Genomic DNA, 26,062 nt, shown 5'->3' with positions numbered 1-26,062 from the left:
GTGCGAGTACATCGGGCGCGAGCAAGCCGGGTGCGAGCGCTTCGGACGACGCGTCGGCCGACGCGGATGCCGATGCCGATGCCGATGCCGATGCGCGGAGGCCGGACTCGGCGCGCGAACCGGCGCGCGAGCCCGTACGTGAGCCGGTGCGCGAGCCCGCGCGTGAGCCCGTACGCGCCGACGCGCCGGATCCGGAGCTGGACGAGGCCGACACCCTGCCCACGTTCCCGCCGGTGGTCATCCCCCCGGCGGACGCTTCCCCGGCGGCGTCCGCGTCCGCCGGGTCCTCCGGGTCCTCCGGGGCCTCGGGTTCCGCCGACTCGGACGCGAGCGCGCGGGCCAGGGCGCTGCTCGTACCGGTCGCCGACCAGCGCGCCGCCGCGCCCCCGGCCCCGGACGTCGCCCCGGTCCTCCCCGGCATGCCCGCCGCGCCCCGCCCGCGCGTCCAGGCGCCCGGCGGCGATCAGACCGAGGAGACCGGCCCGCCGTGCCCCTGGTGCCAGGTCGGCAACCGCCCCGACCGGCACTTCTGCCGGCGCTGCGGTATGTCCCTCGCGGATCGCCCCGGCGTTCCGGAGGCCCCGCTCCCCTGGTGGCGCCGGATCTGGAGCTTCGGCGAGGGCCCGGTGCCGTGGGCGGGCGACCGCCCGAAGCTGCGCCGGGGGATCGGCCGTATCTTCACGTGGGTCGCGTACGGTCTCGCGCTCGTGCTGGTGATCTACGCGGCGTTCAACGTCGGTACGGCGTGGAACGCGGCCCGCGACCACTTCGCGAAGCGGGCCCAGATCACCCCGGACTCCGCGGCGGCGTCGCGTTCCTTCGGCAACCACCCGCCGAAGCTGCTCTTCGACAAGGTCAACAACAGCTGGTGGGGCCCCGGGATCTCGGGCGACGCCGAGGGCGAGTGGGTCGAGGCGGGCTTCAAGGAGCCCACCCGGCTGCTGGACATCCTCATCACGTCCGGCATCTCCACCAAGGCGCCCGACCTCGCGGAGGCCGCGCTGCCGCACCGGATGGACGCGATCATCACCACGTCCGACGGGAAGAAGGTCACGCGCCACATCAAGCTCGACCAGGTCAGCGGGCCCCAGCGGCGGAAGTTCCGGGCGCAGAACGTCATCAGCGTCCGCTTCGTCATCCGCTCGGCGTTCAACGTGGGCGACGACAAGCAGGTCTCGATAGCCGAGATCGAGTTCTTCACCCGCGCGACGACCAGCGGCACGTAGTGTTCAGCGGCGCCTAGCGCCCGGCGGTGGACCGCACCCCGCCCGCCCGCCTCCCCAACGGACCTCGCCCGAGGCCCTGTTGGGGAGGCGGTTTCCGTCTGCGGGCGGGCTCGCGGCCACACTTCCTCAGCTGATCAGGCCCTTGGCGCGCAGATACGGGATCGGGGGGATGTCGGAGCCGAACGCGGGCCCGGTGCGTATCTCGAAGTGCAGATGCGGCCCCGTGACGTTGCCGGTCGCGCCGGACCAGCCGATGAGCGCGCCGCCCAGGACGCTCTGGCCGACGACGGCCTTCACCTGGGAGAGATGGGCGTACTGGCTGTACGTGCCGTCCTCGTGGCGGATGACGACCTGATTGCCGTAGTCGCCGCCCGCCCCGGCCGTGACGACCTCGCCGGGGCCGATCGCCTTGACCGCCGTACCGCTGGGGACGACGAAGTCGACGCCGGTGTGCAGCCCGGTGGACCAGGAGGAGCCGCGCTGGTGGTACGGGGTGCCGGCCGGCCCCTGGACGGGCAGCGTCCAGCCGCCGGAGACGGCGGCGCCGCCGGCCGGCACGACCATCTGGGCGGCGTACTTCAGCACGGCCTTGACGTACTGGTACGTCTCCTCGTCGGCCCCGGTCGCGCGCGGCACGCCGCCGTACTTCTCGACGGTCTTCCAGCCCGCGTGATAGCCCGCCAGGGCCATCTCCAGCGGGGCGCCGCGGTAGTCGGTGTGCTCCTTCGCGGTCCGCAGGAGCGCGCACATCTTCTTGCCCAGGGACGGTATGGCGTCGGCCGGGTCGAGGATGTCCTTGACACCGTCCTTGTTGCCGTCGATCCCGTCGACGGCCCAGTCGGCGTCGGAGAACTGCGCGATGCCCCGGGTGACGGGCCGGTCGGCGGGGGTCCCTTGGGGCAGCTCATTCCCCGACGCCTCGCTACCCGACGACTCACTACCCGACGCCTCGTCATCCGGCGTTGGACTGTCACTGGAGACGCTCTCACCGGACGCGGTTTCCTCTTCGAGAAGTTCCCCGTCCTTCCGGCCGTCCGCCGCCTTCTCTTCCTCGGTCCGCGGATCCGTCAGCGACTGCTCGCCGCCCCCGCCCGACCCGTCCGAACCGTCCAGCGCGATGGACCGGGCCCGCGGATTGAAGTTGCTCCCGTGCTTCAACTGCGCTGCCAGCACAGGCGCGGTGAGCGCCTTGTCGGCACACCCGGCCGCGGCGTCGCGTATGAGCTTCGCGTACACCACGGGCACACCCACATCGCCCGGCTTCAGCTCCGTGTCGCTCGACGCGGAGATATTCGCGTCGGCCGCCTCACTGTCGTCGAAGGTGCCGAGCATGACGGCCCCGACCCCGATCGATATCGGCGTAATCACGACCACGGCGATGACCGGCACCATCCAGCCAGGGATCCTCACGGGTCTCACTATGCCACTACTGTTCGACGGCTCTCGCGGCGGTCCGGAGGAGTGTGAATCCGCCGCTGAGGTCCCAAAGCGGTTGCCCGCAAAGGGAGATGCACGCGGCCGGGCCCGGTCATGAGGGGGCGCGCAGGGCGTCGACCGGTTCCATGCGGGCGGCTCGGAGGGATGGGTAGAGGCCGGCTATCAGGCCGACCAGGGCGCCGGCCAGGGGGGCGCCGAAGGCGAGGGTCAGGTCGAGGACCGGTGTCCACTCCTTGGTGACGGCCACGGCCACCACCACCGCGATGCCCAGGGCCGCGCCCACCACGCCGCCGAGCAGGCCGATCGTCGTCGACTCCAGCAGGAACTGGCCGGCGACCTGGCGCCGGGACGCGCCCAGGGCGCGGCGCAGGCCGATCTCCCCGACGCGTTCCATGACGGTCACCAGTGTGACGTTGGCGATGCCGATGGCCCCTACGACCAGGGACACCAGGCCCAGGACGAGGAAGAGGCCGTTCACATCGCTCTCGACGTTGTCACGGGCCTTGGACAGGTCCGCGGGGGCCGACACGTTGAGGGAATCCTGATGCCCGGGGGCCAGCGCGATCGGTGCCTGGCGGGCCACCTGCTGGGCCGCGCCGAGCGCGGTGTTGATCAGTACGTGGGTGACGTTCCGCAGCCCGAGGCGGTCCCCGGCCGTCGTGGACGGCAGCAACACGGCGGTGGACAGCCGCTGTTCGCGCTTCATGCCGCCGAGAACACCGATGACCGTGTACGACTGTCCCTTGAAGAACACCGCGGGGGAGTCCTCCACCCGGCTGATGCCGAGCAGCTTCGCCGCCTGGTCCCCGAGCACCGCCACCTGGTCGTGGCGCGCCACATTGCCCGCGTCGAAGAACCGCCCCGCGGTCATCCGTCCGCGTACACCCGCCGGTACGCCCTCCGAGGCGGCGAGTACGGCCAGGGTCTGGCCGGAGGTGTCGCCGGGCGCGTTGACGTCGTTGGACCGTACCCGCACGCTGTTGGTCGCGGGGGAGTCACCGAGCGCCGCGACCGACTCCACCCCGGCGAGCCGCCCGACCGCCTCGGTCCCCGACCAGGGCACCAGGGGGCCGGAGTCCTCCGAACCCGGCGCCGGGGCCGGCACCTTCACCGTCACCGAGGTCGCGGTGAGCGCGTCGAACCGGCCGACGATCTGATTGCCCGCCGTGGCCGCCACCCCGATCGTGATCACCAGCGTCGTGATGCCGAGCACCGTGCCGAGCGTGGTCAGCGCCGACCGTACGGGCCGGGCGAGGACGCCCGCGAGCGCCTCCGCCCACAGATCCCGGGGGTCCATCCAGGGGCGGTCGGCGCGCCCACCGCGCCGGGCGCGCCTTACCGCTCTCACCCCGCCTCCCGTGTCAGCAGGCCGTCGGTGATCCGGACCCGGCGGCCCGCCCGGCGGCTCACCGTCTCGTCGTGGGTGATCAGCACCAGGGTCATGCCCTGCGCGGTCAGGTCGTCGAAGAGCGACAGCACCGACAGGGTGTTCTCGCTGTCCAGGTTGCCGGTCGGCTCGTCGCAGAGCAGCAACGCCGGTTCGCTCATCAACGCCCGTGCTATCGCGACCCGTTGGCGCTCCCCGCCGGACAGCCGGTCGGGCCGGAAGCCCGACCGGTGGCCCAGCCCCACCCGCTCCAGCGACTCGCGGGCACGGGCGCGCCGGCTGCCGCGGCCCCGGCCGGGACGAGGTCTGCGGTAGGTCTCGGCCATCATCACGTTCTCGTCCACCGTCCGGTACGGCAGCAGATGGAACGACTGGAACACGAACCCGATCCGGCTGCCGCGCAGCGCGGTGCGTTCCGGATCGCCCAGCCCAGTCGTCTCCACACCGTCCAGCCGGTACGTGCCGGCGGTGGGCCGGTCGAGCAGGCCCAGGGTGTTCAGCAGGGTCGACTTCCCGGAACCGGACGGGCCGACGACGGAGAGGTGTTCACCGCGCCGTACGGCCAGATCGACACCGCGCAGCGCTTGTACGGGCGGTACGGAGTCGAATGTCCGCTCCACGGCGGTGAGTTCGATGACCGTGGGCTCGGCGGGTGCGGTGGGCGCGGTGGGCTCGGCGGACGTGGTGGACTCGGCGGGCTCGCTCTGGAACGTCACTCGCCCACCACCACTTCGTCGTCCTGCGACAGCTTTCCGCCGTCCACCGGCTTCACCTCGACGAGTCCGGCCGCCGAGAGCCCGACGGTCACCCGCACATCGGCCGTCCCGTCGCCGCGCCGTACCCGTACCCGGGCCTGGCCGTCGGCCGCCGTACGGATCGCGGCGAGCGGTACGGTCAGCACCTTCCCCGCCGAGGCCCCGATCTTGATCGTCACCTTCACGGAGGCACTGGCCTGACCGGCCAGCGGACCCGGGTCCGGTACGGAGATACGCAGCTGGACCGGAGCCGTGGGGTCGGTCGCACCGTCCGGCTCCTCCTCGCCGCCCGGCGAACCGGCCCCCGCCGATCCCGTCGACCCCTCCGACTCCTCCGATCCCGCCGATCCCGCCGTCGAGGACGTCGCGGCGGCATCGGCTCCCAGCGCGCTCACCGTCCCAACGGCCTTCTCCCCGGCCGCCGTTGTCAGCTCGACGGCCATGCCCTTGCTGAGCAGCGCGGCGTCCGAGCCGGGGACGACCGTCTCCACCACCACATCGGAGCTGGTCACCGTACCGACCGGGCCCGACGGGGAGTCCCCGGCCTTCACGGTCACCTTGTCCAGCCGTACCGGCAGCTTCGGGAAGAAGACGACCTCACCGGCCGGGACCTTCGTCCCGTAGGACTCCCGGAAGCTGCCGAGGGCGGCGTTCGCGAGGTCCAGCGACTTCCGCGCCGAGCTGAGCTGGAGCTGCCGTACCTGCCGCTGGGCGGCGGACTCCGCGGGCGGCGAGGCGGCGCCGTCCTCCTCGCTTACGTCTGAGCCCGCGCCTCCGCCCGCGCCTCCGCCCGCGCCGCTGTCGTTCGCCAGCAGCAGCGCCTGCTGCGCCGCCGACACCGACTCCTCCAGCGCCCCCAGTTGCTGCCGGTCCGCCAGGCTCGGCTGCTGCGCCTGGTGGCCCTTGCTCGCGTACCAGCGGGTGACCGAGCCGGCCGTGCCCTGGCGGTACGCCCCACTGGCCGCCCCCGGGTCGAACCCGAGCCGCCGCAGCGCCTTCTGGAGCTGCCGCACATCGTCGCCGGAGGCGCCGGGCCCCAGGGCGCGGTACATCGGGACGGTTCCGGCGAGCGCGAACACCGGACGGCCGTTGACCATCATCAGCACATCGCCCTCCTCGACCTTCGTACCGGCGACCGGCGGTCTGGTGACCCGCTGCTCCCCGGCCGCCTCGCCGCCCGCGCCCCCGGCCGCCCCGGCGCCGACCTGGCCCGCCAGCGCCAGTGGCCGGGGCGAGGCGAACTCGACGGAACCCGTCGCCACCACGGTCGCGGTGAGGGACTGGCGCCCGACCTTGACCGTCACCGGGCCCGCCTCGGGCGGGCGGCGCGCGGCGGCGGCGTCGGCGGGGGAGCGTACCTGCGTACCGGCGACCCAGCCGCCCGCGCCGACCAGGACCACCACACCGACGACCACACCGAGCTTCTTGCGGCCGCTGAGCCGCCGTACCCTGCCGAGCCGGGTCACGCGCCATCCCCCCAGTACGGGTGGGCCTTCTCCTTGGGGAAGTACGCGGCCCGGAAGTCCTTGCCGCACTCCAGGTCCTTCAGGGCGAGGGTGATCTCCTTCGTGAGCAGCGGCAGCGCCTCCTCCTTGGTGAGGGTGGGGCGGTGCTCCGGCAGGGCCATGCTGATGCCCAGCCGCACCATGTCGGCCATGCCGGTCGGCTGGGTGGTGGAGACGGGGATGCCCTCGGCCTTGAGGCAGGTCGCGTACTTCTGGGCGAGCTGGACGAGTTCGGCGTCGCCGTTGAGTTCCAGTCCGTTCGCGCGGTTCTCCTCCTCGCGCGCCTCCCAGGTCTTCTTCTCCTCCGCCCGGCTCTTCTGCGGACCGTACGCGGCGACGCGCGCTTCGAGGGTGCAGCCGCCGAGCTGCTCCTTCTCCTTGGACGCGGAGGGGGGCCCGTTCAGCGCGGTGTCGTACGCCTCCTTCTGGGCCGGGCTGAACCCTGCCTGGTCGTTGTTGGGCGGGTCGAGGACCTTGCCGCCCAGCTTTCCGCCCGCGTTGCTGCCCGGGGCGCTCGGGTCCTCGGGGTAGACGCTCGCCGCGTAGGTGCCGAAGCCGTACTTCTGCCGGGACTTCTTCGCCGCCGCGTAGTCCTGCCCGTCGGCGCCGCTGTTCTCGGAGCTGTCCGGCGTTCCCACGTACGGGGTGTAGGTGAAGCCGAGCTTCTTCATGCAGGCCGCGAGGGTGTTCTCCTGGATGTAGAGCTTCTTGGTGTAGTCGTCCGCGTCGGCGGGGACGCCGAGCTGGGTGGCGCCGTCGACGGTCTTCGTCGTACCGCCGTCCGCCTTTGAGCCGGTGCCGGAGTTGGTGCCGGTGCCGGAGCCGGTGCCGGAATCCGCCGTCGAGCCGCTCGAACCGCCGCACGCGGCCAGCAGCGGCAGCATGCCGGCCGCCAGTGTGGTGATGAGGGCGGTGCGGAGCCTGTCTGTGGACCTACTTTTGGGCATGCTCATGCCACCTCTTCGCTTGTGTGTCATCGCTTGCTGTCGGACGTGTCGGACGTGTCGGACGTGTCGGACGTGGTGTCTGCTTGTGGTCAGTTGTCCTTGACGGCGGTGAGGAGCGCCGGGTCGACGGCCAGCGAGATCAGCTGATCGTCCGGCAGCGGCTCGTAGTAGCCGGTGCGGGAGCCGTCGAGAGAGCCCGCGATCACCTGCACCGTCCAGCCGTCCGCGGTCATGTAGGTGACGCCCACCGCCGCCGTCGGCTGTCCCGTCGCGACGGCGTAGAGCAGCACCGGGCCCGTCTTCCACGGCACCAGACGGCACTGCCGCGTCAGGCCGTTCCACCCGGTGGCGTACGCGTCCTCCGTACGGGCCGGACACGCCACATCGCCCTCGCCGGACTTCTCCCGGAGCGCCTTCGGGCCGGTGGCGGTCCGGGTGATCGACACGTACAGCTCCTGCCTCATGCCCTTGGGCGTGGTCAGCAGGAAGTACCGCCCCGGCCGCACCGGCCGCTCCGGCGCCGCCGCCTCGACCGTGCCGGTCGCCGCCGGGACGGCCGACCGCAGCACCTCCAGCGACGGGTACACGACCGCGCGCTCCCGGCCGGTCCCCGGGGCCGCGGGCGACGCCGTCGTGCCCCCCGCGCCCGGGAGCACCGGCAGGAGCACCGCGTACCCGCCGGTCAGCAAGGCCGCCACGACCGCGGCGGAACCCAGCGCCGTACCGATACGGCGCCTGCGGCGGATCCGCCCGCCGCGCTCGATCGCGCCCGGCACCAGGTCCGGCATCGGCGGTTCGGCGCCGAGGCTCAGTCCGCCGAGGGCCTCGGCGAGCGAGAACCCGTCGTCGCCGGCGCTTCCGTGGCCGTTCCCCGATGTGCTGATCATGGTCACCGCTCCGCCTTCGGATAGCTGACTCCGGCGCGCCCGCCCGCACCGGTCCCGGCCCCGGTCCAGGCCCCGTTCCCGGACGGCGTCAGCGGGGTGTCGCCCAGGACGCGGCGCAGCGTGGCCAGCCCCCGGGAGGTCTGGCTCTTCACCGTGCCGGCGCTGCATCCCAGCGCCGCCGCGGTCTCCTCCACGCTCTGGTCCTCCCAGAACCGGAGCACCAGCACCGCCCGGCTGCGGTCCGGCACCTGCCGCAGGGCGGCCAGCAGCGTCAGGCGCAGCTCCGGGTCCTGCGCGGGGGCCGCCACGTCGTACTCGTGCGCGGTCGGCCGGTCCCACCACCGCCGGCGCCGGTTCTCGTCCAGGAACGTACGGAAGAGCACCCTGCGGGCGTAACCGTCGGGCGAGTCCATGTGGACGCGGTGCCAGACCGCGTACAGCTTCGCCAGCGACGTCTGGACCAGGTCCTCGGCCAAGTGCCAGTCGCCGCACAGCAGATACGCCGCACGGCGCAGATGCGCCTGCCGGCTGCGCGCGAACTCGTCGAAGGCGATGGTGTTACCGCCGCCCGCCTTGGAGAAGGACTTCATGCCGTATTGACGGACGCTTTCGGCGGGCGGTTGTCACCGTCCCGAAGAAACTTTCCGGAACGGGCGGCCGTCTCAGGCAGAAGCGTCCTCCGGGGCATCCACCGGGGCGTCCACCGGATACCTGACGCCGATACGGTCCCGTACCGCGTCCAGGGTCCGCATCACCGCGAGGCTCCCCTCCAGCGGGACGAGCGGCGATTCCGTCTCCCCGGCCCGGAGGCAGCGCATCGCCTCGGCCGCCTCGTACTGGAGCCCGTGCATACCGCCGCCACCCGTCGAGGACGCGTCCGCCGTGAACTCCTCCGGCTCCGCGCCGTCCCGGTGCAGTACGAACCGCTCCGCGGTGAAGAAGCCGCCCGGTACGTCGATCCGGCCCGCCGTGCCCGTCACCGTCGCCGTCGCCGCGGTGCCCGCCGTCACCGAGCACGTCAGCAGCGCCGTCGCCCCCGTGTCCCAGCCCAGCAGCATCCCGGTGTTCAGATCGACGCCCTCGGGCGACAGCAGCGCGTCCGCCTGCACCCGGTCCGGCTCACCCAGCAGCAGCTGGGCGAACGAGACCGGATAGACGCCGAGGTCCAGCACCGCGCCACCGCCCAGCGCCGGGTCCCGCAGCCGGTGATCCGGCGCGAACGGCCCCTGGAGACCGAAGTCCGCCTGTACGGTACGGACCTCGCCGACCGCGCCGTCCCGCACCAGCTCCGCCAGCCGCCGGATGACCGGGTTGCAGTACATCCACATGGCCTCCATCAGGAAGAGCCCCCGCTCCCGCGCGAGCGACACCAGCTCCCCGGCCTCGCGCGCGTTCAGCGTGAACGCCTTCTCGCACAGCACCGGCTTCCCCGCCGCCAGCGCGAGCCCGGCGGCGGCCCGGTGCGCGGAGTGCGGGGTCGCCACGTACACGATGTCGACCTCCTCGTCCGCGACGAGCGCCGCCCACTCCCCGTACGCGCGCGGTATCCCGAACCGGTCCGCGAACGCCTTCGCGGACGCGTCGCTGCGCGAGGCCACCGCGACGATCTCCGCGTCCGGCAGCTCCCGTACGTCGGCGGCGAAGCGCTCCGCGATGCCGCCCGTCGCCAGTACGCCCCAGCGCACGGGCCTGTCCTGTGCGATGCCGCGCGCTGTCTGCCCCGTCGTTCCGCTCGCTGTCATGACTGCGCCCCATTAATAGGTCTCGACGACTCCGGTTGAGCTGAGAGCATAGGTGCGTCAACAACGAATCATGGAGCGATGGATGCCGGACGGCGGCCGAACCACAGAAGGACGCGGGACCCGCGAAGTACACATAGAGCCAGGACAGAGCCGTCCGGCAGACCCCCCGACCACGACGAAGACCGCACAGCCCCCGCAGACCGCACCGGCTTCGGGGACTCCACACCCCCTGCCCGCATCACCGCCCGTCGCCGCCGCGCGCCGCGCCGGGCTGCTCGTCACCCTCGTACTGGGCGGGCTCACCGCCCTCCCCCCGCTCTCCATGGACATGTACCTCCCGGCGCTGCCCGAGGTCACCCGCTCGCTGAACTCACCGGCCGCGACCGTCCAGATCACCCTCACCGCCTGTCTCGCCGGCATGGCGCTCGGCCAGATCGTCGTGGGACCGATGAGCGACCGGTGGGGCCGGCGCAGGCCGCTGCTCCTCGGCATGTTCGTCTACGTCATCGCCACCGCGCTCTGCGCCGTGGCCCCCACCACCGAACTCCTCATCGGGTTCCGGCTGCTCCAGGGGCTCGCGGGCGCGGCCGGTATCGTCATCGCCCGCGCGGTGGTGCGTGATCTCTACGACGGCGAGGAGATGGCCCGCTTCTTCTCCACGCTGATGCTGATCTCCGGCGTCGCACCGGTCATCGCGCCCGTCATCGGCGGCCAGGTGCTGCGGCTCACCGACTGGCGCGGCATCTTCGTCGTCCTCACCGTCGTCGGTATCGCGCTGACCTTCGTCGTCTGGAAGTGGCTGCACGAGACGCTGCCGCCGGAGCGGCGCCACAGCGGGGGCGTCGGCCATGCGCTGCGCACCATGCGCGGACTGGTCGCCGACCGGGTCTTCACCGGCTACATGCTCTCGGGCGGGCTCGCCTTCGCCGCGCTGTTCGCGTACATCGCGGCGTCGCCGTTCGTGGTGCAGGAGATCTACGGAGCGTCGCCGCAGACCTTCAGCCTGCTCTTCGGCGTCAACTCCATCGGGCTGATCGCCGTCGGCCAGATCAACGGGAAGATCCTGGTCGGCCGGGTCGCGATGGACCGGGTGCTGGGCTTCGGGCTGGTCGTCATCGCGCTCGCCGCGCTGGCGCTGCTGCTGATGACCAGCGGGGTGTTCGGCGAGGTGGGGCTGTTCCCGGTCGCCGCCGGGCTGTTCGTGCTGATGTCGGCGATGGGGCTCGCGATGCCCAACACCAACGCGTCGGCGCTGATGCGGACCCCGCACGCGGCCGGTTCCGCGTCCGCGCTGATCGGTACGGCGGCGTTCCTGATCGGGGCCGTGGCGTCGCCGCTGGTGGGGATCGCGGGGGAGGAGACGGCGGTGCCGATGGCGGTGGTCCAGCTGGTGAGCGCGCTCGGGGCGCTCGGGTGCTTCGTGGGTCTCGTACGGCCGTGGCAGCAGCGGCGGCCGATGAAGGAGCGGACGGCGCAGGACTGACCCGCCTCCTCCGTTGGCTGCCGCGCCGGGTCACTCCTCCTCGGAGCGGTGCGGATAGCCGATCAGATGCGGCCTGTCCTTGGCGTCCGTCCAGCGGAAGAGACCGACGTTCATGGTCTCCGCGCTGGGCAGCCGCACCGTGGCGGCCATCGGCGCGGGCGCCGCGTTCGTCATATCCACCCGGACCGGGGTGCCGCCGCCCGCGAGGGCGTCCGCCGGGCCGCGGACGCTGATCGCGCCGTACGCCGTACCGTCGTCCGAGACGGTCGTCAGGATCAGCGGATCGGTGCCGTCCTCCTCCTCGAAGCAGTACGCCTTCTTCTCTTCGATATCGAAGGCGAGCCGCCCGGCGATCAGGAAGTGACCGCCCGGGGAGGTGACGAGCCGCGGTTCGTCGACCGGCTTGATCACCGGCTTGCGGCAGCGGACCTGGGTGACGGCCTTGCCGGTCGCGACGTCGTGGAGCGCCCACAGCTCGTGGGTACGGACGTCCTTCGCGCTCTTCTTCTTCTGCCACTTGGCGAGGACATAGCCGCCCGCGACCGAGGCCGGGATCCCGGACGCGGGGTCGGCGTCCTTCGGCGCGGTCTTCCCGCTGTACCAGCCGCCGCGCACCCAGAACCCGCGCGCGCCGTTGACCAGCAGCCCCTTGTCGGTCATGGCCCGTACCTGGGTCAGCTTGCGGCAGGCCGGGCACTTCTTCGGGTAGCCGAGCGCGCCCGGCGGGACCTTGACCACATCCCCGGTCTCCGGGTCGACGACCGCGCTGGTGGCCTTGCCGTCGCTGATCAGGATGCCGGGACCGTCCGCGCTGACCACCGGCGCGTCCGTCCAGGGCACCTCGACACGCTTCACGGAGCCGGAGGCCGCGTCGTACACGTCGAGGGAGACGAGCGACTCGGCGGCGCGCAGCCCCTGCGCGTCGAGCTTTCCGTACGACCAGGTGACGAAGTACTCCTGGCCGTCCTTGGCGACGGACAGCAGCCGGGGGAAGCGGTCGCCGGAGGAGAGCGGGCGCGCGGGCGGCCCCTCCCAGCCGTGCTCGCCGGTGGCCGGATTGAGCGTACGGAGCCGGAACCGGTCGGTGCCGGCGCGTTCGAGGTAGGCGATCCGGTTCGTGGCCTCGGCGACCGCGTACTCGGGGGAGACGTCCCGGATGTCCCAGCCGCGCGACGTGTCGTACGCGGCCGGCACACTGAGCCGGGGCGCGCGGACCACACGCTCACCGGTCGCCTGCGGGACGGGCGGCCCGGCCTTCGCCTTGGTGGCACCCTTGCCGCCGCAGGTGGCCAGCAGGAGCAGCAGCGCCAGCACGATCACCCCGACCACCAGGGTGATCCGTACGACCCTCTGTCTCATGGTCCCCCCGGGAGAGCGCTGCTGGACAGCCGAGGGCCGTAGCGTAGCAACTGTGCGTGTCCGCCCGGCCGTTCGATCCCGGGTGCTCCGGGCGGGGTGACCGGAGTCGGACCGTACGCGCGGGTACGGCGCCCGCTTGGGGGTCGGGAGCCGCCCGTATACGCGATTGATCGTGGAGCCGTGCCGGCGGCGCCGAGGAAGTTACGGTGGCGGACCCGAGGGGAGCCGTGCCGGTGGCCCCGATGTGGAAGGAGGCATTCCGCGTCTACGATTTGCCGGTGAACGCCACCCTCTCCACCCCGGAAGCCCTGCGGGCCGCGCTCGCCGGACTGCTCGACGGACTGCCGCCCAAGCAGGCCACGCAGGCCGTCGACCGGCTGATCGCCAACTACCGGGGGACGACCCCGACGGACGCGCCCGTACTCCGGGACCGCTCCGACGTGGCCGCGTACGCCGCGTACCGGATGCCCGCGACCTTCGAGGCCGTACGGTCCGCCCTGACGGCGCTCGCGACCGCCGCGCCCGACTGGACCCCGGGCAGCCACCTGGACGTGGGCGGCGGTACGGGGGCGGCGGTATGGGCGGCGGACGCGGTGTGGGGTGACGCTCCCACCGGCGCACCGCCCCGCACCACCACCGTCCTGGACTGGGCCGAGCCCGCACTCGCCCTGGGCCGCGAACTGGCCGCCGCCGCCACGGCCCCCGCCCTGCGCGCGGCCGACTGGCGCCGGGCGAGGATCGGCGCGGCGCTGGAGCTGCCGGCCGCGGACCTGGTCACCGTCTCGTACGTACTGAAGGAACTCACCGCCCCCGACCGCGACGCACTCGTCACCGAGGCCGCCCGCGTCGCGCGCGCCGTGGTGATCGTGGAACCCGGCACCCCCGACGGCTACCAGCGCGTCATCGAGGCCCGGGACCGCCTGATCGCCGCCGGCCTGCACATCGCCGCCCCCTGCCCCCACGCCGCCCCCTGCCCGATCGAGCCCGGCACGGACTGGTGCCACTTCGCGGCCCGGGTCAGCCGCTCCTCCCTGCACCGCCAGATCAAGGGCGGCTCACTGCCGTACGAGGACGAGAAGTTCAGCTACATCGCCGCAGCACGCTTCCCCCCCACCCCAGCCCCCGCCCGCGTCACACGCAAGCCCCAGATCCGCAAGGGCCAGGTCCTCCTGGACCTCTGCACCGACAAACACGGCCTGACCCGGGAAACAATCACCAAACGCCACGGCCCCCTCTACCGCGAAGCCCGGGACACGGACTGGGGCGACGCCTGGCCGCGGTGAGACCCCCCGCCGGTCAGGGCTTCTCGCCGAGCGCCGAACGCAGCCAGTCGAGCGATCGAGCCGATCGCGCGGGGCGCGGCCCGCCGTTCCGGAGCGCAGGAGGTCGGGACGGACCTGGAGGAGCGCCCACACGCTGTGGATGTTCAGGTCCACGTATCCGTGGTGGGGCGTCATGCCCTGCACGAGATGGGCGAGGAGCCTTTCCCCGCTCCAGGCGCCGAGGGAGCCGTCGGCGATGAAGTCGTCCGAGAGCTGCGGGACGGCGGTCTCACCGATCCAGTACGCCCAGTAGGCCAGGTTCGCGGCTTCGCCCGCGTCGTTGTCCAGCAGCGCGCTGCTGATGAAGTGGGTCATACGGTCACGGTCGCCCTGCCGGGCCGCGACAGCGGCGACGGACCGGCCGGTGAGCCAGTCCGTGAGCCAGCCGTCCGAAGGCTCCGTGCGTTGCTGGTGGGTCAACCACTCCGCGGTGTCGGACGCCGAGCCGTACCCGGACAGATACAGGGCTTGGCGGCGGAGAAGGAACTGGCCCGGACCGCGTGCCTGCTCGGCAGTGGTCCGCATGCGAGCGAAGAAGGTGCGCCGTTCGGACGCGGTCAGCTCGGGGCCGGCCGGAGCGGGCCCCCGTCGCGGACGGGGAGGGTCCGGAAGTGCGCGTACGGGGCCCGGCGCCACTCCGTTGAGAGGCCAGACGAGCACCTCGGCGAGATCGCGCTGCATCACCACCGAGCCGAGGGGGCTACCGGCGGTGGGCGCGTCCTCGTCCAGAGCGTTGGTGAGAAGGACGTCCGCTTCCAAGGCGCGTTCCAGTGACTGGAGAAGAACTGCTGGGGTGCGCAGCCGCATGAGCCGGTGGCGTAACGCGAGCATCTGCCCGACGGAGATGGCGGTCAGAGGACGTCGTCCCGTCTCCCACCCGGCGATGGTGTCGGGGGACGCGCAGAGGAGTTCGGCGGCCTCGTCCTGGGTGTATCCGCCCTGCCGGCGGATCACTCGGAGAACGTAGCCGCTGAGCAGGCCGATGCGCGGACGTGAGCCGGTTCCCTTACCGGTGGTCAGGGTTTGGGCGGGACGTGGCCGCATGCAGGGTCCAATCCCGGCGGTCCTCGGCAAACCACCTGTACTCGCGGTCACTTCTATGAGCGTGACCGATTACCTACGGTCGTGGTGTCCCTGAAAGAGGCTAGCGGGGAGGCCGCGAGACATGGGGTCCGTTCGGGTGGGTCACTACCCGATGGCGCACCTGTCGGCGGCCTCCGCAGGAAAGGCCGATCGATGAACGCAAACGCGAGCGAGCCAACCGCTACCGCACCCGTGCTTGAGACCGGTACGGGCACGCTGCCCGCGTACACCGAGACGCTGCTGAGAGCCCCGGAGTCCGCACGCGATGCCCGGCGTCTTATTGGCCTCGCGCTGACGGTCTGGGGCATGGACGCCATGCGGGACAGCGCCGAGGTCGTCGTCAGCGAGCTGCTGACGAACGCGGTTCTGCACGCGCGGCGGGAATCGGTCCGGGTGACCGTGACGCGGTTGAGCGATGAGCGGGTCCGGGTCGCGGTGGTGGATCTGTCGCGCAAGCACCCGCGGCATCGGCCGGCTGATCCGTCCGAGGAGTCCGGGCGGGGCTTGGAGATCGTGAACGTGCTGAGTGGCGGGCGGTGGGGAGTCGACGCGATGGCCTGGGGGAAACGCGTGTGGGCCGAACTGGGCGCTCCGGCGGGCGAGTCCGGTGAGTGAACGCATTCGGCAGGTCTTCTGCGTGGTGACGCTGCCCCACCACGCGGTCCGGCTGAGCCGCGACATCCCGGCGAGCGCCGCGCTGCTGGGCGAGGTCGCCGATACGGTCCGACGGTAGAAGGACGTGGATCACCAGCCGTCGCCGCCCACACCCGCGCCGCCGATCTAGCCCGGCGTGCCCGCGAGGCCCTCGTTCGATGACCCTGCTGGTCGCGGCCGTCATCGTCCACGACAGGGCCGCCCACCGCGTCGTCCTTCTCCAGCGCGGCGACAACGCCAAGTTCGCCCGCGGCATGTGGGACCTCCCCGTCGGGAAGAGCGAGCCGGGAGAGCCCATCACCGAGACCGCGGTCCGCGAGCTTCACGAGGAGGCGGGCCGCACCGTGAAGCCCGAGTCCCTCAAGGTCGCGCACATCATCCACGGAGCCTGGGGCGTCGAAGCCCTCAACGGCTTCCTCACCGTCGTCTTCGCCGCGCACGAGTGGACCGGCGAACCCGAGAATCGCGAACCCCGCAAGCACTCCCGGGTCAGCTGGGTCGATGCCGACGCGATCCCGCAGGACTTCGTGGACACCACTGCGAGCGCTCTCCACCACTACCTGACCAGCGGCGCGGAGGTCTCCCTGGCCGGGTGGCCGGCCGGTTCAGCCGCCCCGTAGTTCCTGCGTACAGCACTTCACGCTGCCGCCGCCCTTCAGCAGCTCGCTCAGGTCCATGCCCAGCGGCTCGAATCCCCGCGCGCGCAGGGGGTCGAAGAGGCCGGTGGCGGACTGGGGGAGGAGGACGTGGTGGCCGTCGCTGACCGCGTTCAGGCCGAAGGCCGCCGCGTCCTGTTCGGTGGCCAGGAGGGCGTGGGGGAAGAGGCGGGCAAGGACGGCGCGGCTGCCGGGGGAGAAGGCGTCGGGGTAGTACATGATCTCGTCGGCCGTGTCGTCCAGCACGCACAGGGCCGTGTCGAGGTGGTAGTAGCGCGGGTCGACCAGGTCGAGGCCGATCACCGTACGGCCGAAGAACTCCTGGGCCTCCGCGTGCGCGTGCGGGCTGGTGCGGAAGCCGCGGCCGGCCAGCAGGTACGAGGCGGTGAAGGCGAAGTCGCCCTCGCCCTCGTTGACATGGACGGGCTCGCGCAGGTCCGCGTAGCCGTGTGTACGGAACCAGTCGAGGTGTGCCTCGGCCTCCGCGTACCGCTCCGGATGCGCGAAGCGCGCGCCGAGCACCCGGCCGTCGACCACCGTGGCGCCGTTCGCCGCGTAGACCATGTCGGGCAGGCCGGGGAGCGGGTCCAGCACCAGGACCGTGTGGCCGAGGGCCCGGTAGCGGTCGCGCAGGTCCTCCCACTGGGTGAGGGCCAGCGCCGGGTCCACCGGCTTGGCCGGGTTCATCCACGGATTGATCGAGTACGTCACCGCGAAGTACGTCGGCGGGCACATCAGATAGCGGCGGGGCGCGGCGGCACGAGGCATCGGGGCCATCGGGGGCATCGGGGGCTCCTCAGGGACGGCAGTGCTGCGATGCGGCGGTGCGGGCGCGCTCGACAGGTGACGGGACACGGGTGACGGGACACGGTGTTTCTGTACGTAATGGTCCGCCTGTGGGCCTTCGCGCGCGTGCACCGTTCGGGTGGTTCGTCGGGTCTCCCCGGCCGGTCTTAGATTGGCGTCATGGCTGACAGCGTCCCCAGCGGGACTCCCGACCCCTCCCGGGCCCCCGACTCCTCCCGGGCCCCCGACTCCTCCCGGCGCAGCGAGCGCTCGCGCCGCGCGATCCACGACGCGGCCCTCGCGCTGGTCGGCGAGGTCGGGTACGCGAAGACGACCGTCGAGGCCATCGCGGCCCGCGCGGGCGTCGGCAAGCAGACGATCTACCGCTGGTGGCCCTCCCGCGCCGCCGTCCTGCTGGACGCCTTCCTCGACCTCACCGAACGGGCCGCCCAGGTGGCGGAGGACGGTGCCGGGGCGACCGGCATCCCCGACACCGGCGATCTGGAGGCCGACCTCAAGCGCGTGCTGCGCGGCACCGTCGACGAGCTGAACGACCCCGCCTTCGAGGCGCCCTCCCGCGCGCTCGCCGCCGAGGGCATCGTCGACCCCGCGCTGGGCGCCGAATTCGTCCGCCGGCTGCTCGAACCGCAGCTCCAGCTGTACGTGGACCGGCTGCGCGCCGCCCAGGCCGCGGGCGGGACGGGGGGCGACCAGGCAGCGGGGGTACGTCCCGACCTCGACCCGCGGATCGCCCTCGAACTCCTTGTCGGGCCCCTGGCCCACCGCTGGCTCCTCCGTACCGCCCCGCTCACCCACGCCTACGCGGACACCATCGTCGACTACGCCCTGTACGGTCTCGCCCCGCGACCCTGACCCCCGACCACGGACCGCGCGCCCCCCGTACGGGGGGCGCGCGGGGGCGCGTAGAGGCATGTGGGGCGGGTGTGGTGAAGGACACCGGGGCCGGAGCCCCGTCCTCCGGGCCCGGACGGCGCCGTATATCGCAACATAAGCCGCAATAGGTTCCGGTGCGAGGGATGGGCCCTCCTACCCCGGTTGGGGCTCGCGGCCACAGGAGGAGCAGGATGGTGCGACCATGGGAGTGTCCGCGGGGGCCGGGCCATGTCCGGACCGGACACGGACTGGTGCCCCCTTCCGGCCAGCGGTACCGGCAGGAGATGTGAGGGGATAGATGGGCGACGATTTCGGCCGCTACCGCGGCACCGAGAGCAGGATTCCCCAGTGGCTGCGCAGGCGCCCCAAGAAGAACGCCGGTGATTCCGCGTTCGACGAGGGAGACGCCGCGGGCCGTGAGGCGCTGCTCGTCGCTGTCGCCGACGCCGGTATGCCCGTCTCACCCGCCGCCCACCCGGTCGGCTACCGATGTTCCTGTGACCGCATCGGCTGTCCCACCCCGGCCAGACACCCGCTCTCCTTCGCCTGGCAGACCCAGTCCACGACCGACCGGCCGCAGATCGAGCGCTGGGCGCGCAACCAGCCCGAGGCCAACTTCATCACCGCCACGGGCATGATCCACGACGTCCTCGACGTCCCCCTCGAAGCGGGCAGCCGCGCGCTGGAACGCCTGCTGGAGCGCGGCATCGACGTCGGCCCGGTCGCCGACTCCGGTGGCGACCGGATGCTCTTCTTCACCGCGACCCGGGGCACCCCGGAGGACGAGGACGAGTGGTGGCCCTGTGAGCTGGACTGCCACCCGGAGACCATGGACGAGCACCCGGGCCTGCGCTGGCACTGCCGGGGCAGTTACGTCCTGGTCCCGCCGGCCCGGCTCCCCGGCGAGCTGGCCGTACGGTGGCTGCGCGGCCCCGAGCACCCGCTGCCGGACCCGCTGACCCTGCTGGAGACCCTGACCGACGCCTGCGCGCGGTACGCGGGCGAGAACAGCGAGCTGGATCCGCACGCGGTCGCCTGGCCGCTGGGCCGCTGAGACGGACAGGCACGGCTTACGGGTACGGGCCTCGCGCCCGTACCCGTACCCGTAACGTCACAAGCGCCTACGAACCCTTCGCCGACGTCACTCCCTGAAGCCGCCCCGTGATCTCGACCTTCCCAGAGCCAGAGCCAGAGCCCGACCCCGCCCGCGGCACCAGCACCGACTGGCTCGACACCCACTGCTTCGTCAGCGTGTTCGTCACCTCGCCCGTCATCAGCGCCCGCACATCCGCGCTCACCTGCGGCTTCACCCCCTTCGCGCCCGTCTGGCGCTCGAAGTAGCGCGTCGCGAAGAAGACCAGCGCGCCCCCGTCCGCCGTCTCCAGGCCCAGCGGCGCGAAATCGCCGTCCGTCGCCTCCCGGTCCACGTACTGCGTGGCTATCCCGGGCAGCCGCTCCTTCTTCTTGCGCGCCGCCCGCCACTGGCTCGTGTGCGGGCCGTCCGCGAAGTGCTCCGGTGTGCCGTCGCCCAGATACGAGGCGTACTCCGCGCTCAGGTCCTTGGGCGCCACCGCGAGCGCCTCGGTGTCCGGCTCCACCGGTACGCCGAAGCCGTCCCCGTCCGTCTTGAAGGCCGGGACGCCGTTCTCGGGGACGATGGTCAGATACGGGACCTTCCAGTCCGCTTCGGGACCGTTCCGCACGAAGACCAGCAGCCAGCGGGTGTCGGCCGCGCTGCCGTCGTCCCGGTCGCGGTTGCTGTCGGTGTCCGCGACGAACCAGCGCGGCCAGCCCGCCTTCTTCAGGATCGTGAACTTCGCGTCCGTCAGCGCCAGCGGCTGGTGCGCGGCGTTCCCGCCGGGGGACGTGAGGGATCTGGCCCGCAGCCCGGCCTGGTTGATCGCGCCCAGCGGGCCGGTCACCCGGTCCGCGTCGAGCGCCGGGTCGTACGCCCTGTCCGCCGCGTTGTACGCGTCGGTGAACGCCTGAAGCGCCTGCTCGGCCTCAGTCGGCGCCGCCGCCGGCAGGACCGCCAACTCCCCGTGCACCGTCATGCATCCGCTCGCCGTCAGCGACAGCGCCGTCACCGCCGCGAGCGACGCCGCCGTCCGGACCGGCCTTCTCAGCCTGCTCATCGGTAGCCTTCTGCTCCTTCACCCGTGCGGGGACCCCCGCTGGACGACCGAACCCTACCGGGGCGAGGAACAGCGCGAGCGTCGGGACCAGATACAGACACCACACGACGACCTGAAGCACCGTCGGGTCGGGCTGGAAGTTGAACACGCCCTTCAGGAGCGTCCCGTACCAGCTGTCCGGCGGGATCGCCGTGCTGATGTCGAAGGCCGTGTTCGACAACCCGCCCAGGAAACGCGCCTCCTGGAGGTCGTGCACGCCGTACGCCAGCACCCCTGCCGCGACGACCACCAGCATCCCGCCGGTCCAGGTGAAGAACTTCGCCAGATTGATCCGCAGCGCGCCCCGGTAGAACAGCCAGCCCAGCACGACCGCGCTGCCGATGCCCAGCAGCACCCCGATCAGCGGCGCGTGCGTACCGTCCGACGACGCCCGCACCGACGCCCACACGAACAGCGCCGTCTCCAGCCCCTCCCGGCCGACCGCCAGGAACGCCGTCGCGACCAGCGCGCCCGTACCCATCTGGAGCGCCGCGTCCAGCTTCGCGCCCAGCTCCGCCTTCAAGTGGCGTGCCGTACGCCGCATCCAGAAGACCATCCAGGTGACCAGGCCGACCGCGATGATCGACAGCGAGCCGCCCAGCGCCTCCTGCGCCTCGAACGTCAGCTCCTGCGAGCCGTATTCGAGCCCGAAGCCGAAGGCCAGCGCCAGGGTGACCGCGACACCGATACCGATCCAGATCGGCTTCAGCGCGTCCCGGCGCTCCGTCTTCACCAGATAGGCGATCAGGATGCAGACGACGAGACTGGCCTCAAGGCCCTCGCGCAGTCCGATCAGATAGTTCCCGAACACGTCGGAACTCCTTACACAACAGGTGGGGAAGAGGAGGTGAGGAGGTCAGGAGAGCAGCGTCCGGCCCCACCAGTCGTCCTTGTCCCGGACGCCCGGCGGGATCGCGAAGACCGCGGAACCCACGTGCTGGATGTACTCGTTGAGTGCGTCGGAGCGCGCCAGCGACCGCTGTACGGGAATGAACGCGTCCCGGATGTCGCGCTGGTACGCCAGGAAGAACAGCCCCGCGTCGAGCCGGCCCAGCCCGTCCGTACCGTCCGTGAACGAGTAGCCGCGGCGCAGCATCCGCACCCCGTGGTGCGAGTCCGGGTGGGCGAGGCGCACATGCGCGGTCGGCAGCATCGCCTTCAGATTGGGCTTGTCGTGCTCGTGCGCCTTGCCGACCGCCGCGCCCTCGCCCTTGTCCCGGCCGAAGATGTCCTCCTGCTCCTGGAGGGAGGTACGGTCCCAGCTCTCGATCCGCATCGAGATCCGGCGGGCGACGAGGTAGGAGCCGTCCGCCATCCACTCTCCTCCGCCGGTCCCGCTGCCGCTGCCGCTGCCGTCTTTCGCCGTCGCCCAGACGTACCTGTCCAGCGCGTCGGTCTCGGTGACGGCGATATTGCTCGTACCGTCCTTGAAACCGAAGAGGTTACGGGGGGTCTGCGCCCCCGGCGTCGTGGACGACGTCTTGCCGAAGCCGAGCTGCGACCAGCGCACCGCGACCTTCCCGAAGCCGATCCTGGCCAGATTGCGGATCGCGTGCACCGCGACCTGCGGATCGTCCGCGCACGCCTGGACGCAGAGATCGCCGCCGCCGCGCGCCGGGTCGAGATTGTCGCCCGGGAACCTCGGCAGGTCGGGCAGCGCGGCCGGCCGGTGGCGCGCCAGACCGAAGCGGTCCTCGCCGTCCTTCGTGAAGAGCCCGGGACCGAATCCGACGGTCAGCGTGAGCCGGGACGGCTTGAGGCCGAGCGCCTCGCCGGTGTCGTCGGGCGGCGCCTCCGGCAGCCCGCCGTACGCGCCGTCGCCGACCGCGTGCCCGGCCGTCATCCGCTCGGCGGCCCGCGTCCAGTCCTTGAGGAGCTGGACCAGCTCGGCGCGGTCGCCGGTCGTCACGTCGAACGCGGCGAAGTGCAGCCGGTCCTGGACGGGGGTGGCGATCCCGGCCTGGTGGCGGCCGTGGAAGGGGACCGCCGCGCCGCTGTCGGCGGCCGTTCCCGTGGCGTCCCCGCCCCCGCCGTCGCCGCGCAGGGCCACCGCCGCGCCCCCGGCCGCGGCGGCGCCGAGCGCGAGCCCGGCACCGCCCCAGCCGAGGAGGGCACGGCGGGAGGGCGCGGGTGTGCCCGCCGCGTCGCGCACGGCGGTGTCGTCCCGGTCCGTGCCTCGCTCGGCCGTGTTGTCCCGGTCCGTGCCTCGCTCGGTCGATTCGCCCGGTGCCATGGCTACTTGACCACGGCCGCGGCGAGCTTGGAGAGCGGCTCGGCCAGCGCGTTGACGCCGTCCGACAGCTCCTTGCGCTGCGCCTTGGTGACCTTCTCGTACGAGGTGAACTCGTAGGAGTCGGCGCCGTCACGGTACTTGTCGAGCAGCGTGTTCAACGCGGCGAACTGCTTGTCCAGTTCGGTCACGAGCGCCGGCTCGTTCTTCTGCGCGACCGGCTTGAGCAGCTCGAACGACTTCTCCGCGCCCTCGACGTTCGCCTTGAAGTCCACCAGGTCGGTGTGGCTGTACCGCTCCTCCTCGCCGGTGACCTTGCCGGAGGCGACCTCGTCGAGCAGCTCCTTCGCGCCGTTCGCCATCGACGTCGGGGTGATCTCGGCGCGGCCGACGCGCTTCTGCCAGTCGAGCAGGTCCTTGTCCAGCTCGTCCGCGAGGGTCTTCGCGTCCGCGCCGAGCTTCTTGTCCTGCCAGAGTTCCTTCTCCAGCCGGTGCCAGCCGGTCCACTTCTGGCCGGCCTCCAGGCCGTCGGCGCGGGTGTCGACCTTCGGGTCGATGTCGCCGAACGACTCGGCGACCGGCTCCGTACGCTCCCAGCCGATGCGCGAGGGCGCGTATGCCTTCTTCGCGGCCTCGATGTTCCCGGCGCGCACGGCGTCCGTGAAGACCTTGACCTTCGGCAGCGTCTCGTCCGCCTGCTCCTGGACGTACGTACGGTACGCGGCGACCGCGGCGTCCATCTCCGGGCTGCGCTTGGCGGCCGTACCGCCGGTGACGGTGACCTTCTGGCGGATGCCCTTGCCCTTCATGCCGGGCTTGCAGGCGATCTCGTACGAGCCGGCCTTGACCTCGGCGGTGATCTTCGCCTTGGTGCCGGGGCCGATGTTCTCGCGCTCGGTGACGATGCGGTCGTCGGGGAAGAGGAGATAGACCTCGGTGACCTTCGAGCCCTTGTTCTCGACGGCCAGCTCCACATGGCCCGAGGGGAACTCCGTCTTCGACACCTCGCAGGCGTCGTCCTTCGCGATGACCTGGACGGCGCCGTCGCCGGCCGTGGAGTCGCTCTTCGCGGTGCAGCCCGTGACGGTGGCCAGGGCGGCCACTGCCACGGTGGTGGCGGTGACGACGGAGAGGCGGGCGGGTCGCATACAGGCTCCACGATGGAAGGGGATACGGAAGGGGATACGGAAGAGATATGGCGTGATCAAAACAGCTGACGACGGCCGGAAAACGCTGATACGGCGGGGATAACTTAACCGAGGCTTACCTTAGTTATCCCGGTTCGTCCAGTGATTCGCCTCTCACTTATCCCCTCGAACCGCCCCCACCCACAGCAAGATCACAGCAAACTCTCGGACCGGAATCGGTCCGGCCAAAAGCACCCCAAGAACCGGTCAAGAGCGGCGTCAGGCACCCCGCTTCAGGCACCCCGCTTCAGGCGCCCCGCGTCAAGCACCCCGTTTCGGGATCACCAGCGGGGTGCCCGTCCGGGGGTGCGGGAACACCTCGACGGGCTGCCGGTAGACCCGGCTCAGCAGCTCGTCGCCGAAGATCTCGGCGGGCGGCCCCTCCGCCGCGATCCGGCCGTCGTGCAGCACGGCGGTCCGGTCGGCGTACGCCGCCGCCAGCCCGAGGTCGTGCAGCACGACCACCACGGCGTCGCCCGCCGCCGCGCGGTCCCGGCAGATCCGCAGCACCAGCTCCTGGTGGCGCAGGTCCAGCGCGGCGGTCGGCTCGTCGAGCAGCAGCAGCGGGGCCCGCTGGGCGAGCACCCGGGCCAGCGCCACCCGGGCGCGCTCACCGCCGGAGAGCGCGACGAAGGGGCGCGGCGCGAACTCGGTGACCTCGGTGGCCGCCATCGCCTCCGCGACGGCCGCGCCGTCCTCGTCCTCGCGCTCCGTCCCGGCCCAGGGCGCGCGTCCCATCCGTACGACGTCCAGCACCGGGAACGGGAAGGACAGCGTCGCCGCCTGCGGGAGCACCGAGCGGCGCAGGGCGAGTTCGGGCGGGCTCCACGCGCCCACGGGCCGCCCGTCGATCCGTACCTCCCCCCGGTCCGGCCGCAGATCGGCGGCGAGGGCGGCGAGGAGCGTCGACTTCCCGGCCCCGTTCGGCCCGACGAGCGCGAGCACCTCCCCGGCGCGGGCGGTCAGCTCGATCCCGGCGAGCACCTCCCGCCCGCCGAGCCGCAGATGGAGCCCGGAGACCTCGGCGACGGCGGAGCCGGGGGCGACGGGGGAGGGGAGGACGCGCGAGCGCGCCGCGAAGAGATCTCTGAAACTCATGCCCAACCACCCTGCTTACGCCGCGTCCTGCGCAGCAGCCAACTGTGCTTACCCGGGGGACAACCCCCGGCCCCCCGGCCGAGGGGCGCGTCGTGGCTCATGCCCAACCACCTTGCTTACGCCGCGTTCGACGCAGCAGCCAGAAGAAGAACGGACTCCCGAACAGCGCCGTCAGCACCCCCAGCGGCAGTTCCGCCGGGGCCGCGACCGTACGCGCCGCCAAGTCGCCCGCGAGGAGCACCACCGCCCCGCCGAGCGCGCTGCCCGGGACCAGGAAGCGGTGGCCCGGGCCGTTCGCCATCCGCAGCAGATGCGGTACGAGCAGCCCCACGAACGAGATGATCCCCGCCACCGCGACCGCCGCCGCCGTCAGCAGCGCGACCACCAGGACCAGTGTGATCCGCAGCCGCTCCACATCCACGCCCAGATGCCGGGCGGGCCGTTCACCGAGCGCCAGCAGGTCCAGCTTCCGCGCGTAGAACGGCGCGATCGCCAGCCCCACCAGCGCGCACGGCAGCACCGCCAGCACCTTCGGCCAGGTCGCCTGGGCGAGCGAGCCGAGCTGCCAGAACGTGATCTGGGTGATCTGCGCGTTGTCCGCGAAGAAGATGAACAGCCCGATCAGCGCCCCCGCGAACGCGTTGACCGCGATGCCGGTGAGGATCAGCGTCACCACCTCCGTACGGCCGCCCGAGCGCGACAGCGCGTACACCAGCAGCACCGTCACCAGCCCGGCGACGAACGCGAAGACCGTCACCGTCCAGTTGCCGAAGAGCGTCAGCCCCAGCCCGATCGCGCCCACGGCGCCCGCCGCCGCGCCCGCCGAGATGCCGATCACACCCGGCTCGGCCAGCGGATTGCCGAACACCCCCTGCATGAGCGCGCCCGCGCAGCCGAGGGAGGCGCCGACGAGGAGCGCGAGGACGACACGCGGCAGCCGTACGTTCCACAGCACGCTCTCGCCGACGCGGTCGAGCGCGGCGCCGCCGAGGCCCATGCGGTGCTGGGCGGAGGAGAGGATGTCACCGAGGGGGATGTGGTACGCGCCGATGCCGGCGGAGAGCAGGCAGAGGACGGCGAGCGCGACGATCAGGCCGATGGTCAGCAGGGTCGTACGGCCGGGCAGACGGCGGGAGTTGGCGGGGGACGCGCCACCGGGGCCGGGGTCGGCGTCGGCGCCGGATCTGCCGGCGGTGCGGTCGCCGTCCCCGGCCTTCGCCGTGGTCGCGGTCGTGGGTGTGGTCGTCACG

24 protein-coding genes and 1 pseudogene are annotated in these 26,062 nt (G+C 72.2%); 8 read left to right on the top strand and 17 right to left on the bottom strand.

The annotated features are described in order from the left end of the window. Positions 1-146: 146 nt before the first annotated feature. Positions 147-1,226: an NADase-type glycan-binding domain-containing protein gene (locus DVK44_RS07445; protein ID WP_331461582.1), complete on the top strand. Its 1,080-nt coding sequence runs from the start codon at positions 147-149 to the stop codon at positions 1,224-1,226. A gap of 126 nt (positions 1,227-1,352) precedes the next feature. On the opposite strand, the gene DVK44_RS07440 is transcribed toward DVK44_RS07445, so the two are convergent. The 8 genes from DVK44_RS07440 to DVK44_RS07405 all read right to left on the bottom strand — a co-directional run bounded on the left by DVK44_RS07440 (position 1,353) and on the right by DVK44_RS07405 (position 9,886). Continuing rightward, positions 1,353-2,636 carry a M23 family metallopeptidase gene (locus tag DVK44_RS07440; protein WP_228447027.1) on the bottom strand — a complete coding sequence of 428 codons (1,284 nt, stop codon included), beginning with the start codon at positions 2,634-2,636 and terminating at the stop codon, positions 1,353-1,355. 118 nt (positions 2,637-2,754) lie between these two features. Further along, positions 2,755-3,960, bottom strand: a complete 1,206-nt coding sequence (locus DVK44_RS07435) for an ABC transporter permease (RefSeq protein WP_114658923.1) — start codon at positions 3,958-3,960, stop codon at positions 2,755-2,757. A gap of 47 nt (positions 3,961-4,007) precedes the next feature. Beyond that, on the bottom strand, positions 4,008-4,766 hold the full coding sequence (locus DVK44_RS07430) for an ABC transporter ATP-binding protein (protein WP_408055298.1): 759 nt from the start codon (positions 4,764-4,766) through the stop codon (positions 4,008-4,010). Next, the gene (locus DVK44_RS07425) at positions 4,763-6,271 is read right to left on the bottom strand and encodes a peptidoglycan-binding domain-containing protein (RefSeq protein WP_114658922.1); all 1,509 of its coding nucleotides are present in this window, start codon (positions 6,269-6,271) and stop codon (positions 4,763-4,765) included. The genes DVK44_RS07430 and DVK44_RS07425 overlap by 4 nt, the downstream gene beginning before the upstream one ends. Further along, positions 6,268-7,257, bottom strand: a complete 990-nt coding sequence (locus DVK44_RS07420; RefSeq protein WP_228447026.1) for a hypothetical protein — start codon at positions 7,255-7,257, stop codon at positions 6,268-6,270. The genes DVK44_RS07425 and DVK44_RS07420 overlap by 4 nt, the downstream gene beginning before the upstream one ends. Before the next feature lie 89 nt (positions 7,258-7,346). Beyond that, positions 7,347-8,144: a hypothetical protein gene (locus DVK44_RS07415; RefSeq protein ID WP_114658920.1), complete on the bottom strand. Its 798-nt coding sequence runs from the start codon at positions 8,142-8,144 to the stop codon at positions 7,347-7,349. A 2-nt stretch (positions 8,145-8,146) separates the two neighbouring features. After that, complete coding sequence (locus DVK44_RS07410) at positions 8,147-8,734, bottom strand: SigE family RNA polymerase sigma factor (protein WP_114658919.1); 588 nt, start codon at positions 8,732-8,734, stop codon at positions 8,147-8,149. 72 nt (positions 8,735-8,806) lie between these two features. Next, the gene (locus tag DVK44_RS07405; protein ID WP_114658918.1) at positions 8,807-9,886 is read right to left on the bottom strand and encodes a Gfo/Idh/MocA family protein; all 1,080 of its coding nucleotides are present in this window, start codon (positions 9,884-9,886) and stop codon (positions 8,807-8,809) included. An 82-nt stretch (positions 9,887-9,968) separates the two neighbouring features. On the opposite strand from DVK44_RS07405, the gene DVK44_RS07400 reads away from it, so the two are divergent. Continuing rightward, complete coding sequence (locus DVK44_RS07400) at positions 9,969-11,369, top strand: multidrug effflux MFS transporter (RefSeq protein WP_114658917.1); 1,401 nt, start codon at positions 9,969-9,971, stop codon at positions 11,367-11,369. Positions 11,370-11,399: 30 nt separating this feature from the next. Here the strand turns inward: DVK44_RS07400 and DVK44_RS07395 are convergent, their stop codons facing one another. Next, entirely contained in the window at positions 11,400-12,728 is a 1,329-nt protein-coding gene (locus DVK44_RS07395; protein WP_181957421.1) for a hypothetical protein, read from the bottom strand. 278 nt (positions 12,729-13,006) lie between these two features. On the opposite strand from DVK44_RS07395, the gene DVK44_RS07390 reads away from it, so the two are divergent. Then, the gene (locus tag DVK44_RS07390) at positions 13,007-14,011 is read left to right on the top strand and encodes a small ribosomal subunit Rsm22 family protein (protein WP_114664969.1); all 1,005 of its coding nucleotides are present in this window, start codon (positions 13,007-13,009) and stop codon (positions 14,009-14,011) included. A 900-nt stretch (positions 14,012-14,911) separates the two neighbouring features. Here DVK44_RS07390 and DVK44_RS37775 read toward each other — a convergent pair. Further along, positions 14,912-15,094: pseudogene (locus DVK44_RS37775) on the bottom strand (helix-turn-helix domain-containing protein); the annotation flags it as partial. A gap of 192 nt (positions 15,095-15,286) precedes the next feature. Between DVK44_RS37775 and DVK44_RS07380 the strand changes: the two are divergent. The 3 genes from DVK44_RS07380 (at position 15,287) to DVK44_RS07375 (ending at position 16,407) form a co-directional block, all read left to right on the top strand. Next, a complete protein-coding gene (locus DVK44_RS07380; RefSeq protein ID WP_114658916.1) occupies positions 15,287-15,748 on the top strand; it encodes an ATP-binding protein in 462 nt (153 codons plus the stop codon). Then, positions 15,741-15,866 (top strand): hypothetical protein, encoded by a 126-nt coding sequence (locus tag DVK44_RS37570; RefSeq protein ID WP_269439573.1) that lies wholly within the window; start codon positions 15,741-15,743, stop codon positions 15,864-15,866. The genes DVK44_RS07380 and DVK44_RS37570 overlap by 8 nt, the downstream gene beginning before the upstream one ends. Before the next feature lie 79 nt (positions 15,867-15,945). After that, a complete protein-coding gene (locus DVK44_RS07375; protein WP_114658915.1) occupies positions 15,946-16,407 on the top strand; it encodes an NUDIX domain-containing protein in 462 nt (153 codons plus the stop codon). Here DVK44_RS07375 and ddaH read toward each other — a convergent pair. Continuing rightward, complete coding sequence (gene ddaH, locus DVK44_RS07370) at positions 16,393-17,211, bottom strand: dimethylargininase (protein WP_181957618.1); 819 nt, start codon at positions 17,209-17,211, stop codon at positions 16,393-16,395. The genes DVK44_RS07375 and ddaH overlap by 15 nt on opposite strands. A gap of 198 nt (positions 17,212-17,409) precedes the next feature. Between ddaH and DVK44_RS07365 the strand changes: the two genes are divergently transcribed. Both DVK44_RS07365 and DVK44_RS07360 read left to right on the top strand, forming a co-directional pair. Next, on the top strand, positions 17,410-18,102 hold the full coding sequence (locus tag DVK44_RS07365) for a TetR/AcrR family transcriptional regulator (protein ID WP_114658914.1): 693 nt from the start codon (positions 17,410-17,412) through the stop codon (positions 18,100-18,102). A gap of 319 nt (positions 18,103-18,421) precedes the next feature. After that, positions 18,422-19,177, top strand: a complete 756-nt coding sequence (locus DVK44_RS07360; RefSeq protein ID WP_114658913.1) for a bifunctional DNA primase/polymerase — start codon at positions 18,422-18,424, stop codon at positions 19,175-19,177. Positions 19,178-19,244: 67 nt separating this feature from the next. Here DVK44_RS07360 and DVK44_RS07355 read toward each other — a convergent pair whose 3' ends face one another. The 6 genes from DVK44_RS07355 to DVK44_RS07330 form a co-directional block, all read right to left on the bottom strand. Then, positions 19,245-20,177, bottom strand: a complete 933-nt coding sequence (locus tag DVK44_RS07355) for a hypothetical protein (RefSeq protein ID WP_228447577.1) — start codon at positions 20,175-20,177, stop codon at positions 19,245-19,247. Continuing rightward, on the bottom strand, positions 20,128-21,108 hold the full coding sequence (efeU, locus tag DVK44_RS07350) for an iron uptake transporter permease EfeU (protein ID WP_114658911.1): 981 nt from the start codon (positions 21,106-21,108) through the stop codon (positions 20,128-20,130). The genes DVK44_RS07355 and efeU overlap by 50 nt, the downstream gene beginning before the upstream one ends. Positions 21,109-21,153: 45 nt before the next feature. Continuing rightward, complete coding sequence (gene efeB, locus DVK44_RS07345) at positions 21,154-22,530, bottom strand: iron uptake transporter deferrochelatase/peroxidase subunit (RefSeq protein WP_114658910.1); 1,377 nt, start codon at positions 22,528-22,530, stop codon at positions 21,154-21,156. 2 nt (positions 22,531-22,532) lie between these two features. Further along, the gene (efeO, locus tag DVK44_RS07340) at positions 22,533-23,675 is read right to left on the bottom strand and encodes an iron uptake system protein EfeO (protein WP_114658909.1); all 1,143 of its coding nucleotides are present in this window, start codon (positions 23,673-23,675) and stop codon (positions 22,533-22,535) included. A gap of 300 nt (positions 23,676-23,975) precedes the next feature. Beyond that, positions 23,976-24,812 (bottom strand): heme ABC transporter ATP-binding protein, encoded by an 837-nt coding sequence (locus DVK44_RS07335; protein WP_114658908.1) that lies wholly within the window; start codon positions 24,810-24,812, stop codon positions 23,976-23,978. Positions 24,813-24,909: 97 nt separating this feature from the next. Beyond that, positions 24,910-26,061, bottom strand: a complete 1,152-nt coding sequence (locus tag DVK44_RS07330) for a FecCD family ABC transporter permease (protein ID WP_408055297.1) — start codon at positions 26,059-26,061, stop codon at positions 24,910-24,912. Position 26,062 lies beyond the last annotated feature (1 nt).

Origin of the sequence: Streptomyces paludis, assembly GCF_003344965.1 — a bacterium.
Classification (GTDB): domain Bacteria; phylum Actinomycetota; class Actinomycetes; order Streptomycetales; family Streptomycetaceae; genus Streptomyces; species Streptomyces paludis.
Note: the sequence above shows the minus strand (reverse complement) of the source record. Positions and strands in the feature narration are given on the sequence as shown.